The sequence below is a fragment of the Dolichospermum sp. LEGE 00240 genome (assembly GCF_015207875.1).
Classification (GTDB): Bacteria; Cyanobacteriota; Cyanobacteriia; order Cyanobacteriales; family Nostocaceae; genus Dolichospermum; species Dolichospermum gracile.
The window spans coordinates 38,455-52,407 of the sequence record NZ_JADEVZ010000002.1 but is presented as its reverse complement, the minus strand read 5'-3'; the positions used below and the strand labels follow the sequence as shown (position 1 = coordinate 52,407).

The 13,953-nt window shown below is 38.0% G+C and carries 12 protein-coding genes and 1 pseudogene; 11 read left to right on the top strand and 2 right to left on the bottom strand.

The window, feature by feature from the left end; genetic code table 11:
- Positions 1-41: 41 nt before the first annotated feature.
- Together IQ226_RS00260 and IQ226_RS00255 are read right to left on the bottom strand one after the other, a co-directional pair.
- Positions 42-1,157, bottom strand: a complete 1,116-nt coding sequence (locus tag IQ226_RS00260; RefSeq protein ID WP_193890651.1) for a septal ring lytic transglycosylase RlpA family protein — start codon at positions 1,155-1,157, stop codon at positions 42-44.
- Positions 1,158-2,207: 1,050 nt separating this feature from the next.
- Complete coding sequence (locus tag IQ226_RS00255; protein ID WP_193890650.1) at positions 2,208-2,639, bottom strand: Crp/Fnr family transcriptional regulator; 432 nt, start codon at positions 2,637-2,639, stop codon at positions 2,208-2,210.
- A 116-nt stretch (positions 2,640-2,755) separates the two neighbouring features.
- Between IQ226_RS00255 and IQ226_RS00250 the strand changes: the two genes are divergently transcribed.
- The 11 genes and pseudogenes from IQ226_RS00250 to IQ226_RS00200 all read left to right on the top strand — a co-directional run bounded on the left by IQ226_RS00250 (position 2,756) and on the right by IQ226_RS00200 (position 13,762).
- Entirely contained in the window at positions 2,756-5,701 is a 2,946-nt protein-coding gene (locus tag IQ226_RS00250) for a UPF0182 family protein (protein WP_193890648.1), read from the top strand.
- A 78-nt stretch (positions 5,702-5,779) separates the two neighbouring features.
- Entirely contained in the window at positions 5,780-6,100 is a 321-nt protein-coding gene (locus IQ226_RS00245; RefSeq protein WP_193890646.1) for a muconolactone Delta-isomerase, read from the top strand.
- Between the two features lie 529 nt (positions 6,101-6,629).
- Positions 6,630-7,025 carry a hypothetical protein gene (locus tag IQ226_RS00240; RefSeq protein WP_193890643.1) on the top strand — a complete coding sequence of 132 codons (396 nt, stop codon included), beginning with the start codon at positions 6,630-6,632 and terminating at the stop codon, positions 7,023-7,025.
- A gap of 340 nt (positions 7,026-7,365) precedes the next feature.
- Complete coding sequence (gene gloA / locus IQ226_RS00235) at positions 7,366-7,758, top strand: lactoylglutathione lyase (RefSeq protein ID WP_193890640.1); 393 nt, start codon at positions 7,366-7,368, stop codon at positions 7,756-7,758.
- 92 nt (positions 7,759-7,850) lie between these two features.
- A complete protein-coding gene (gene clpB / locus IQ226_RS00230; protein ID WP_193890637.1) occupies positions 7,851-10,469 on the top strand; it encodes an ATP-dependent chaperone ClpB in 2,619 nt (872 codons plus the stop codon).
- A 216-nt stretch (positions 10,470-10,685) separates the two neighbouring features.
- The gene (locus tag IQ226_RS24815) at positions 10,686-11,000 is read left to right on the top strand and encodes a hypothetical protein (protein WP_228039163.1); all 315 of its coding nucleotides are present in this window, start codon (positions 10,686-10,688) and stop codon (positions 10,998-11,000) included.
- Between the two features lie 76 nt (positions 11,001-11,076).
- Positions 11,077-11,454: a DUF4164 domain-containing protein gene (locus tag IQ226_RS00220; RefSeq protein WP_193890635.1), complete on the top strand. Its 378-nt coding sequence runs from the start codon at positions 11,077-11,079 to the stop codon at positions 11,452-11,454.
- A 166-nt stretch (positions 11,455-11,620) separates the two neighbouring features.
- Positions 11,621-11,863, top strand: a pseudogene (locus IQ226_RS00215) (tetratricopeptide repeat protein); the annotation flags it as partial.
- Between the two features lie 129 nt (positions 11,864-11,992).
- On the top strand, positions 11,993-12,199 hold the full coding sequence (locus IQ226_RS00210) for a hypothetical protein (RefSeq protein ID WP_193890633.1): 207 nt from the start codon (positions 11,993-11,995) through the stop codon (positions 12,197-12,199).
- Positions 12,200-12,442: 243 nt separating this feature from the next.
- Complete coding sequence (locus IQ226_RS00205; protein WP_228039162.1) at positions 12,443-12,952, top strand: hypothetical protein; 510 nt, start codon at positions 12,443-12,445, stop codon at positions 12,950-12,952.
- A gap of 300 nt (positions 12,953-13,252) precedes the next feature.
- Positions 13,253-13,762, top strand: a complete 510-nt coding sequence (locus IQ226_RS00200) for a hypothetical protein (protein ID WP_228039161.1) — start codon at positions 13,253-13,255, stop codon at positions 13,760-13,762.
- Positions 13,763-13,953 lie beyond the last annotated feature (191 nt).

The following is a 13,953-nucleotide window of genomic DNA, read 5'->3' as shown; positions in this document are numbered from 1 at the left end:
TCCCTTCCCCACTGCCTCTTCCGGTTGTCACAGGAAACGGGTTATTTTCCTAAAACCTCAAGACTAACTGGAGCAACACCACTGCTGATCATGCCCAAAATCCGCGCCGCACCGGCGGAAAGGTCAATAATTCGACCTCGGATGAAGGGACCTCGATCATTGATTCTGACAACCACAGAACGACCATTACGGGTGTTAGTGACACGGATTTTTGTTCCCATCGGTAAGCTACGATGAGCCGCAGTTAGTCCTTCGGGATTATATCTTTCGCCACTGGCGGTTTTATTGCCAGACCAATCATATCCATACCAAGAAGCTATCCCCCGGAAACTGATATTGAGATTACCGAAGGCAATCTTCCGGGGTAGACTGGCACTAGGAACTGATTTACTAACAGGTAAGTTAGCAATTGTCTGAATGGGGGAAGCGTTGCCGATTAGTCTCCGCAGTCTATTAGTTGCTTGTAAGGCATCCTGGGCAAGATTGTCTGTGGTATCTGCTAATCTAGTACCCGCATTGACTTCTACCAGTTCCTGACCGTCAATGGTAATGGTGTAGCGAGCCACTGACGGTTGTTGACGGAGGAAGCCTTTTTTATCGGCTTTATTGTTAATTACGGAATTATCCGCTGTTTTCCAACTGACAGTAATCTTGCTGGCATCTACATTGTTCTGGATGAGTTCGTTAATTCTAGCGGCGATCACACTAGCTTTCTGAATTGGATCATTGTCAATGGAGCTAACTTGTTTGTTAAAGTTGATTGTATTACCAGCATTGCTAAAACTGGCAACTTTGGCTGTATTGGTAGCAACAAGAGAGTCAGGATTGATATTCTCATTATTGCCAATTACTCCAACCTTAGTTTTGTTGTTAGTAACTGGGGTAGAACCCAAAAAAGTCAGAACAGGAATGTCCCGAACATAAAGAGTAGCTGCTTGTAAACCTTTGATACTGTGAGGATGAATCCTAGTAATCACAGCATCCGAGGTAGGTTTTCCTGTTGGGGATTGGTATTCTCCTACTTTGACTGCACCACTGATAGATGATGTTTGCCTAGTAGGGGAACTTTCCTCCCTGGTTTGAGTTCGACCAACTGAGGGTAAACCCAAAACGGCCAGAATTACGGCAACTATAGTCCACAAATGTCTTTGATTCATGCGTCCGATTTTAAAGCGACTGTAGAACTTAAGTTTTCTTTAGCTAGAGGTTTTCACCTTGTGAACAGTGACTCTCGCTGGAGACTTGAACCCGTTCCGCTTTCACTTTGTGTTTTGTAACTCGAATACATTAACATGAATTTTCGGGCTTGGGGATCAGGGTTTTAGCGGAAGTCTCCAGGATATGGCTAAATTTATAGTTGAGTTTAAGCTTGTAAACCGTCTTCAAGTCAGGATTTTGGCTATGTAACGTTTTTTTGAAGATTTTTATATTTTCTTCGGGAAACTTCATATTAAGCGATCGCCCAATTCCACCATGACTACCTAATATTTATCCTCAGTAGTTGTAAATTCTGAAGTATCGAAAAAACTATCTATCTCTTTTGCATCTAGATGAAATTTTACTGCCAATAGTTTACTCCTCAAAAGATATCACCAGCGTCAACATCCTTGGACTCTTTTCACCCCACACCTAGTTTTTTATCTCTGGTTTTAGTAAGTAAATACATTGAAGTTATTTGAATAATTGGTCATAATTAATGCGATTACTGTCAAGCAATAACAGTGATCTATCGCCAGTAAGTATTTATTCTTATCCCCAAATAAATCATCAATGAGACTATACAAAAAATGTAAGTAAGCGTGCATAAATACACTTATTGAGTATACAAAAATACATATTTACTTAGTATCCACAGGGTTAAATCAGTAATCAATTTTATATCAAGCTATCAAACTTATATCTGATCTAGAAAAGCCAGAAATGTTACCATTAGCACTTTTAGACATTCTTCCAGACATGATTCGTCGAGTGTTTTTTCAATGTGTTTATCTGCTTAACTATTGTCACCTGAGTTCGACATAAGATAATTTGTGGAAAACTCGCCATGAGTCTCAAACCCTTATGATCTCGTTGAAAAAATCATAACTCCGTTCGCGTAGCGTCTCCGAAGGAGAAACTCCGAACTCAGGTATTGTCAGAATCAGGATGTCCAGGATGAAACCAGAGCTTTTATTACTAATTACCCATTACCAGCCTCAAGGAGATAACTAGCAACTTGAGTTAATATTTTCATTGAGTTTCCGAATTAAACGAGATAACTCACGAATAATATTCACCGCAATTTCTGGAGTTTCTTCAATAGCATCATAAAGTTGTTCTTGGGTAAGTTCCAAACATTCACAAGATTCTAAAGTAGTAATAGCAGCGGAACGAGGTTGAGTATCGAATACCGCCATTTCACCAAAGTAGTTTCCCTTGTCAACTTCTGCTAACTTGGTATCACTAATATGGACTTTAACCCGACCAGATACTAAGATATACAGCGATCGCCCTTCCTGTCCTTGCTGAAAGATTGTATAATTAGCTGGGTAGGATAACTCATTCATTACAGAAGCCAGCCTGACAATGAAATCATCCCGCAGTTCTTTAAAAATGGGGACTTGTCTTACAAACAATAACCGATCAACACTGGTAAGCATAATTACTGATGACAATTGTGAGAAAATTACCGACTTATGATCTACTTTCTAGAAAATTATTCTCCCATAGAAACTTACAATTATCTACACAGCACTGGAAGTGTTGAGGTTCGCATATGAAAACTATTCAAGTTTTGATAGGATGTTTGGGTGTGTGGCTATTCTTAGATATAGCTGCTCATTTGGGTGCGGAAATTTTTTGGTTTCAGGAAGTTGGTTATATAGAAGTATTTTGGCAACGATTGTTAATTCAGGGGGGTTTATGGTTGTTTGTTGTGAGTGTGAGTGCTGTTTACTTGTTAGGAAATCTCACTTTAGCTCAAAGGTTGAAATATCCTCCTTCTCCTAATTTTATGCCAGTACAGGAGCTAAAAATTAGTCGAAAATTAACAAGTTTTCTTAGTCCTCAGTATCCTAGAAATAATCAATCTCCTCAATGGGACAACTATACCAGTAAAATTAAATTGCGATCGCTCTTACCTCTAATATTAGGGTTAATTTCTTTAGTGTGCCTGATGTTAACACACTATGGTAACATTGCCTTCTCCTATTGGTTGGAGCAAGTTAATCAATCTAGTTTATCAGTACCACTGTTATTTCGAGCCGAGATAATTTTACAGTTAGGAAAACAGATAATTTCTCAACCTTGGTCTTTAGGACTATTGGGGGGATTGTCTATGGCTATATTAATTTATAGCAAATTGTGCCTGGGAGCGATCGCTATTATTTTTAGTCTCAGTTTTGGCTGGATATTATCTCAACATTGGTCAAAAATTCTCTTATCCTTTCATCCTATTTCCTTTGATCATCCTGAACCATTATTTGGTAAGGATATCAGTTTTTATATTTTCCATCTCCCCTTCTGGGAACTTTTAGGATTTTGGTTAATAGGATTATCCCTATATGCTTGTATTAGCGTTATTCTCACCTATTTATTATCAGCAAATAGTCTCAGTAAAGCTGTTTTTCCTGGGTTTTCTGCTCCACAAATGCGCCATTTATCGGGATTAGTCGGTTGTTTAATGTTAGTCGTATCTTTAAATTATTGGCTCAGTCGTTATCAACTGCTTTACTCGGTTCGCGGTGTGAGTTATGGAGCTAGTTATACTGATGTTAAAGCCCAACTACCAGCAGATACAATACTATATATTCTATCATTAGCTATAGCCTTATACTTATTATGGTTAACTGTATTTTGGCAACAAAAATCTTCACATCATCGCCGGGTAATTTATGCTTTAGGTATTTATATAACTTTGATACTTATAGGTAATTTTATTGTACCTATGACTGTACAAAATTTTATCGTCGAGCCAAATGAATTACAAAAAGAACAACCTTATATAATACGAAATATCGCCCTAACTCGTCAAGCATTTAATTTAGATGTGATTGACTCTCAAATATTTAACCCCACGGGAAAACTCACAAAAGCAGATATCGAAGCCAATGAATTGACAATTAGAAATATTCGGCTTTGGGATCAAGAACCATTATTAAAAACCAACCGTCAATTACAACAAATTCGCCCTTATTATAAATTTCCCGATGCTGATATTGATAGATATTTAATTAAAAGTAACGGTAATCAAGAAAAACAACAGGTACTAATTGCCGCCAGAGAATTAAATTATCCAGATGTTCCTCCCCAAGCACAAACATGGGTAAACCAAAATATGATTTACACTCATGGTTATGGCTTCACTATGAGTCCCGTGAATACCGTTGCTGCTGGTGGATTACCGGAATATTTTGTTAAAGATATTAGCCAAAATGGTAGCGTATTAAATACTTCTAGTGCTAATATTCGTGCCAGTATTCCCATCGGACAACCCCGAATTTATTATGGAGAAATTAGTAATACTCATGTCATGACTGGAACAAAAGTTAAAGAATTAGATTATCCCAGTGGTAGCGATAATGTTTATAATAGCTATGATGGATTAGGTGGTATTCAGATCAACTCCCTATGGAAAAGATGGCTATTTTCCATATATTTAAAAGACTGGAGGATGATATTTACACAGGATTTTCTGCCAGAAACTAAAGTATTATTTCGACGAAATATTAATCAACGAATTCGCACCATTGCTCCTTTTTTAAAATTTGATAGTGATCCTTATTTAGTTGTAGCAGATGCCCATATAGATGGTCAAAATCAACAATTTCCTGGTAAAGAAAATTATCTTTATTGGATAGTTGATGCTTACACCACAAGCGATCGCTATCCTTACTCAGACACCGGTAAAAATAGTATCAACTATATCCGTAACTCTGTTAAAGTCGTCATTGATGCTAATAACGGTACAGTCAGATTTTACATTGCTGATGCTTCCGATCCATTAATTACGGCTTGGTCAAAAATATTTCCTAAAATGTTTCAACCACTGAAGAATCTACCCGTCAATCTCCGCACTCATCTCCGCTATCCAGTAGATTATTTTAAAATTCAGTCTGAACGCTTAATGATCTACCACATGACAGATCCCCAAGTATTTTATAATCGAGAAGATCAATGGCAAATTCCCAATGAAATCTATGGTAACGAAAGCCGTAAGGTTGAACCATACTATTTAATCACCAGTCTCCCCAACGTTTCCTTTGAAGAATTCATCCTCCTACTTCCCTACACACCCAAACAACGCACCAACTTAATCGCTTGGTTAGCAGCACGTTCCGACAGTGAAAACTATGGCAAATTAGTATTATATAACTTTCCCAAAGAACGCTTAATTTATGGACAAGAACAAATTGAAGCTAGAATAAATCAAGATCCAGTTATTTCTCAACAAATTTCCCTCTGGAATCGTCAAGGTTCAAGAGTAATTCAAGGTAATCTTTTAGTAATTCCTATTGAACAATCATTACTCTACGTTGAACCAATTTATTTAGAAGCCACACAAAATAGTTTACCAACATTAGTGAGAGTAGTAGTAGCCTATGAAAATCGCATCATCATGGCACCCACCCTAGAACAATCACTACAAGGAATCTTTCAACCAGAACTCGCACCACCAGCAACTATTATTCGTCCCCTAGAAGACGAAATACCCCCTGGTTAAATAGCTGATATTTCAACTCAGAATTATACTGGTTTTAGTTTAAACTAATAATGTAAAGATTTCCGGGAAAATGTAACTATGCTATATCATTTAGATTTTCGTGTTGAATATCCCGATAACATGAATCAACAAGAACTATTTGCCTTATGGAGCGAAGAAGCAGATGCCGCCCTCCAAGCCAAACAAGCCGGAATAGTGGTTGATTTATGGAAGTGTGTTGGTACTCGTCGTGTAATTGCCATTGCTGATGTTCCCACTCCCGACACATTAGACCAAATTCTTCTAGACTTGCCTATCATGAAAAAAAATGGCCAAAAAGTGCAAATAGAAGTAACACCTTTAAGAAAATATGAAGACTTTGCTGCTGATATCAAAGCTAGATTAAATACCCAGGAATAGCTACAACACTGATTTAATAATCTGTAAAATGGCGATTTTTCCTAGGGGCAATGCCCCCGTGCTTGCCCCAAAACCCTACCAGAACAACCACAGGCGGGTTGCCCCTAGGATGCAATTAATGTATCACTGTTCTGGAAATTCAAAAACTTAAAAACCTATTACTAACTGTATTTTTAATATCCACGTACTACTTCAGGTATATATTCAGATAATAAAAAACAAAACTATTGACAGAGATAACTAATCTTTACTTTTGATAAACCTATAATCAGAAGCCATATACAGCTTTACCCAAACCAATCATAGACCTAAATTAAAAGTTTCAACATCGAACATCAGTCACAATTAAAACAGACTTTATATTGAGGGGTTTGCTACTTGGTTCTGTCACAGTTGTCAATTACAGCGCTTTCTGATGTTATGATGTACGGTTTTTATATCCGTATGTGGGCAGGGCCTGCGCCCTCCATTGTATTTCATAAAACGAGAATTGCTGTAAGAACCATTATAGATAATTAAGGAAAATAAGATGTATATAGAGCAGGTATTGGGAAATACATTCATGACCGACAATACCAACTTGTCCATTCGTCAAGGTGCAGTTCAACAAGAAAAAGTCCAAGTGCAATATCACAACATCCAAATACCAGATTTAGCACTATCTTTAGCTCCTCTGGGATTTATTTTTGTTTGGGCTATTTTTCTCCTGCTTTTTCATAAAATCCGCACCAATGCAGATGATCAGGTATGTGTAAAAAACAAAATTCTACAAAAAGTCCCTTGTAAAAAATGTCAATTTTTTGCCAATAACCATTATTTAAAATGTGCCGTCAAGCCTGATACTGTTCTTACAGAAGAAGCCATAGACTGTTCTGAATACGTGCCAAAAAAAGTTAGCTTTTCCCATAAAAACTTATTTCACTAAATACCAGATCCCCGACTTCTTAAAGAAGTCGGGGATCTATTTTTGAGCTAAGTAATGGGACAGAATTAATTACACAACTGATTTTTCTGTTCCCTGTTCCCTGACCACACAAGTAAATTCACAGAATCAAACCGGATTCCTATACATAATGGTTAATTTGTACAGTACGTAAGTTTTAATTTCTTACATCTGAAATTAAAATCAATTTTACCACAAGCCGCTGCTGAAATTAGTTAAGATAGAATTATCAACAATTTAGCAATTAAAAGCAGAATTAAACGCAGATTTCGGGAAAATTCCCTATCAGATATAAAATATAAGAATTGAATAAAAGTTAAATATGCGATTACTACACACAATGCTTCGCGTCGGTAATTTAGAAGATTCCTTGAAATTTTACTGTGATGTTCTGGGAATGAAGTTACTTCGCCGTAAAGATTACCCAGCGGGAGAATTTACCCTGGCTTTTGTCGGTTATGGAGAAGAAAGTGATCATTCAGTTTTAGAACTCACCCACAACTGGGGCGTAGAAAAGTATGATTTAGGTAATGCCTATGGTCATATTGCTTTGGGTGTGGATGATATTTACGCTACCTGTGAGACTATTAAACAACTGGGTGGTAAAGTAGTTCGAGAACCAGGACCTATGAAACATGGTTCAACCGTCATTGCTTTCGTGGAAGACCCAGATGGTTATAAGGTTGAATTGATTCAGTCGAAAACTCCAGCATAATTGAGGGTAGCGGGTAGGAAGAGAACTTCTTTACCCATTACCCAATTCCCCCCTAAACTTAAATTACAAGTCTAAAATCTAAAATTTTACAAATGCAGCCTACAGATCCTGATAAATTTACTGATACAGCCTGGGAAGCGGTAACGAAATCCCAAGACGTGGTTCGTGCTTATAAACAACAACAATTAGAAGTTGAACATTTAATTCTCGCCCTTTTAGAAGAACCTACCAGCCTAGCTACAGCCATTCTCACCCGTGCGGAAGTTGATTCTGTGCGCTTCAAACAACAACTAGAGGCTTTTACCCAACGTCAACCCAAGGTTGGTAAAAGTGATCAACTTTACCTAGGGAGAAATTTAGATATCCTCTTAGACAAAGCTAATGAAATTAGAGCCAAAATGAGAGAGGAGGAAATCTCAGAAGGGCATATAATTTTAGCGTTTGCAGATGATGAACGTGTTGGTAGACGATTATTTAAAAGCTTAAATATAGATCTTGCTCAGGTAGAACTTGGGGTTAAATCTACTCGCAATAGTCCCAAAGCAAAAGCATCTTCAAAAGCAGAAGCAGATGTAGCAGAGGAGGCTTTGAAAAGATTTGGACGAGATTTGACAGAACAAGCAAAAGCAGGAAAATTAGATCCTGTGATTGGGAGAGATGATGAGATTCGCCGGGTAATTCAGGTATTGTCTCGACGTAGCAAAAACAACCCTGTATTAATTGGTGAGCCGGGAGTTGGCAAAACTGCGATCGCCGAAGCTTTAGCCCAAAGAATGGTCAATGGTGACGTTCCTGAATCTTTGAAGAACCGCCAATTAATCTCTTTGGATATCGGTAGCCTGATTGCTGGAGCAAAATATAGAGGTGAATTTGAAGACCGCTTAAAAAATGTCCTCCGTGAAGTTACGGAATCAAATGGGCAAGTAGTCCTCTTTATTGATGAACTCCATACCGTTGTCGGCGCTGGTTCTAATCAACAAGGTTCAATGGATGCCGGAAACTTACTTAAGCCAATGTTAGCGCGGGGTGAATTGCGTTGTATTGGGGCAACCACCTTAGATGAATATCGCAAATTTATTGAAAAAGATGCAGCACTAGAAAGAAGATTTCAACAGGTATATGTAGATCAGCCAACAGTTGAAAATACAATTTCGATTTTGCGAGGTTTGAAAGAACGTTATGAAGTGCATCATAATGTTAAAATTTCCGATTCCGCTTTAGTCGCTGCTGCAACCTTATCAGCGCGGTACATTGCTGATCGCTTTCTACCAGACAAAGCCATAGACTTAGTTGATGAAGCCGCAGCGAAATTGAAAATGGAGATTACATCCAAACCTGCGGAATTGGAAACCATTGATAGACGCTTAATGCAGCTAGAAATGGAAAAGCTGTCATTATCTGGAGAAGAACAGAGTATTTCCCCAACAAGAGAACGATTAGAACGGATTCAACAAGAAATTGCTACTTTAACAGTCAAACAGCAAATATTTAACGAACAATGGCAAGGTGAGAAGCAGTTGTTAGAAGCTATTAGCGGGTTGAAAAAAGAAGAAGATGCAATGCGGGTACAAATTGAACAAGCAGAGCGAGACTATGATTTAAATAAAGCCGCTCAACTCAAGTACGGTAAATTAGAGGGAGTGCAAAGAGAACGAGAAGTCAAAGAAGCGAAACTTTTAGAAATTCAAACCCAAGGTTCAACTCTGTTGCGCGAACAAGTTACGGAAGCCGATATTGCCGAAATTGTTGCTAAATGGACAGGAATCCCGGTAAATCGGCTTTTAGAATCCGAACGGCAAAAATTACTGCAATTAGAAAGTCATTTACACGAACGGGTAATTGGTCAAGAAGAAGCAGTTTCCGCCGTCTCTGCGGCTATCCGTCGCGCCCGTGCGGGGATGAAAGACCCTGCTCGCCCTATTGGTTCATTTTTGTTTATGGGACCAACTGGCGTGGGTAAAACCGAACTCGCCCGCGCCTTAGCTCAGTTTCTCTTTGATTCTGATGATGCTTTGGTGCGTTTAGATATGTCCGAATACATGGAAAAACACTCAGTTTCCCGCCTCGTGGGTGCGCCTCCCGGATATGTTGGTTATGAAGAAGGGGGACAACTTTCCGAAGCAATTCGCAGACATCCTTACTCAGTTGTGCTTTTAGATGAAGTAGAAAAAGCCCATCCCGATATCTTTAATATTTTGTTACAGGTATTGGATGATGGTAGAGTTACGGATTCCCAAGGACGGGCGGTAGATTTTCGGAATACTGTCATAGTCATGACTAGCAACATCGGTAGTGAACATATTTTGGATGTAGCTGGTGATGACTCTAAGTATGATATGATGCGAAATAGAGTTATGGAAGGTTTGCGAAGTCACTTCCGCCCCGAATTTCTCAACCGTATTGATGACTTAATTCTATTCCACGCGCTTAATCGTTCAGAAATGGGGCATATTATCCGTATTCAACTCAAACGGGTGGAAAATCTCCTTAAAGAACAAAAAATCTCCTTTGAAATATCCCAGTCCGCTTGTGATCATCTTATCGAAGCTGGTTATGATCCGATTTACGGCGCACGTCCATTAAAACGGTCAATTCAGCGAGAGGTTGAAAATCCCCTAGCGACAAAGTTACTGGAAAATACTTTCATTGCTGGTGATACTATCATCATTGATAAAGCTGAAACCGGGTTAAGTTTTAGTAAAAAACTTTAAATAAATTTTCATTAATAAATAGGGGGCTTTCTATGGAACTCATTTCTTCATTAGGGATGACACCTGAGTTCGGTGTTAGGAGTTTCTCCTTCGGAGACGCTACGCGAACGGAGTTAAGCTGTTGTGCATTTAGTTTGTATAATTCTAGCGGGCAAGATGCCCGCACCACAAAGTTCAAGTAAATTATGGTTATCAAATTTAGCTGCGTAACAGCTTATGATTTTTTCAACGAGATCATCAGGGTTTGAAACTCATACTTGGGGCAGTTTTCCACAAATTATCTTATGTCGAACTCAGGTGATGACAGGTTCGCAATATCTTTCCCAAGAAAGATTTATTAGTTATCATCATCAGTCGCGGTTATTGTTTTCGTTGGGTAGTCAGGTTGAAAATGTTCTAGAAATTGGTATTTTTAATTCTTTATTTACAGAAACACTCAGACAAAATAACTATAACGTCACCACTGCGGATATTGATCCCAATCTCCTCAATGGTGAACGGAAAAAAACCGAAATATGTAACGAAAAGTAAAGTTGCCCAAAACCTGTTCCTTGTTACCTTGTCATAACGACAATTTTTAACGCCAACCTACTGATCACCAAAATATATGACAACCAACCCACCAATTCTCACTTATACTCTGGAAGAAATATTATCTCGTTTGGATCAAAAGATAGAGAAGCAATTTACCGAAGTCAACCAAAAAATGGATCGGCAATTTACCGAAGTCAACCAAAAAATGGAGAAGCAATTTTCTGAAGTCAACAAAAAACTAGAAACTATTGATAATAAACTAAATAAACTGGAAATTGGCCAAGCAGAACTATCTGGAGAAATTAAAACCCTAGAAGAAAAAGTTATTGGTATTGATAAAAGGCTAGATAACCAAGAATTTATTAATCGTGGAGTTCTAGTAGCAGTAATTATTGCCTTAATTAGTGGAGTAGTCAAACTGTTCAGTTTCTTCCCCGCCGGTAAAATCTGAAAACCCTAATGGAATACAATAGTTCCCCGGGAGTTTAGTGTAGCTTTTATTACAAAAAGCTAGTAAAAAGGTGACAGGTGCTACGCCACGGGGACAGCCAAATAGTAAGGTGTGTTAGCGATTAGTAACGCACCATAAACCAGATTTTACCTTAGCCCACCTTAATTTAGGTAAATTATATACAAATCAGGGACATTTTTTCCTAGCCCAAACCTGTTTACAAACAGCATTGGATTTAGAACCAAATCTGGCGGAAACTCATGACCAACTGGGGAATATTTTACAACAGATGGGAGAGTTTTCAAAAGCGATCGCCTGTTTCCAAAACGCCCTCAAACTACAACCCAATTTTATAGATGCACTGCATAACTGGGCGTTGCTGAATCGAGGTATGAAATTTCCAAATTGAACCTTTAAAAATCAAACCTCAGTGCGTCTTTGCTACGGCAGTCGCTCATGGGGGAAACCCCCAAGACCGCGCTGCCTCGCCTTTGCGTGAGACTAAAATTCATACCCTTAATCAGCAACGCCAGAAAATTTGATTTGCGATAGTTGGTCTAGCTATGAACAAAAAGCCGTATATTTAGCTACTAATCCCCAAGCTTTAGCAGATATCCTTGCTGTTTTGCAAAATCGAGAGCAATTACCTCTGTTTCAAATCAAGGAATGGGTTTTCCAATTAGAGCTTGCTTATCAACGAGTTTGGCACAATTTGTGTTTAAACCCAGCCAAAACTCAGGGCTGATTTATGATATGTTAATCCTGCAATCTCTTCTTTGTATACAATAAGTGTTAGGTAAATTGTCAGAATCAGGTGGTTATCGAGCGATACCCTGCGTGGCGTAGCCATAGTCGAGATAATATCCAGGATTAAAGGATGAACTAGATGAAACCAGAGTTTTTATTACCAATTACCAGCCTCAACGAGATAACTAGCAACTTGAGTTAATATTAATAATTGTCCATCAAGCAAATACCACCAAAATATATGACAACCAACCCACCCATTCTCACTTATACCCTCGAAGAAATATTATCTCGTTTGGATCAAAAGATAGAGAAGCAATTTACCGAAGTCAACCAAAAAATGGATCGGCAATTTACCGAAGTCAACCAAAAAATGGAGAAGCAATTTGCTGAAGTCAACCAAAAACTAGAAACTATTGATGGTAGACTAAATAAACTGGAAATTGGACAAGCAGAACTATCAGGGGAAATTAAAACCTTAGATAAAAAACTATCAGGGGAAATTAAAACCCTAGACGAAAAACTATCAGGGGAAATTAAAACCCTAGACGAAAAACTATCAGGGGAAATTAAAACCCTAGACGAAAAACTATCAGGGGAAATTAAAACCCTAGACGAAAAAGTTATTGGTATTGATAAAAGACTAGATAACCAAGAATTTATTAATCGTGGAGTTCTAGTAGCAGTGATTATCGCCTTAATTAGTGGAGTAGTCAAACTATTCGGTTTCTTCCCCACTGGTAAAATCTGAAAACCTTAATTGTGGTTCTACCGCTCCCTCTAACATACCTCTAAGATACAAGGTTGGGTTGTGGAACGTAAACATTCGCGGAGCAATAGCATGAAACCCAACATGAGCTACAGGAAATGGACAAGGTATTGCCTATCGTCTATAAAAGTATGTTGTACCCCATTTCCTAGTCCACTGAAATACGAACTTATCTGCGTTTATCTGCGGTTAACTTCCTGATTCCCGTCCTAACTAGGATAGGAAATGCTATAAAAGTAAGTCCATAAGTATGTATCAAACATTTATTTATCGCCAAAATATATGACCAATAACCCACCAACTCTCACTTATACCCTGGAAGAAATATTATCTCGTCTTGATCAAAAGATAGAGAAGCAATTTGCTGAAGTCAACCAAAAAATGGATCGACAGTTTACTGAAGTTAACCAAAAAATGGATCGACAGTTTACTGAAGTTAACCAAAAAATGGATCGACAGTTTACTGAAGTTAACCAAAAAATGGATCGACAGTTTGCTGAAGTCAATCAAAAAATGGAGAAGCAATTTGCTGAAGTCAATCAAAAACTAGAAATTATTGATGGTAGACTAAATAAACTGGAAATCGGCCAGGCAGAATTATCAGGGGAAATTAAAACCCTAGATGGAAAACTATCTGGGGAAATTAAAACCCTAGAAGAAAAAGTTAGTGGTATTGATAAAAGACTAGATAACCAAGAATTTATTAATCGTGGAGTTCTAGTAGCAGTGATTATTGCTTTAATTAGTGGAGTAATCAAACTCTTCGGTTTTTTCCCTACTGGTAAAATTTGATAATGATAATTGTCTGTAATTATATATAGTATATTTGCAGGGGAATCAATTAATTCCTATTACCATTTAGCGTCAATTTACAATTTTTCTTCTCCCATTTCTCAAGTTTAGGTGAGGTATTTTATCAACCTAATAATTTTCCTTTCAAATTAGCTTTATCCGCTTTAAAAGTACCAGAGGCGTTGACCATT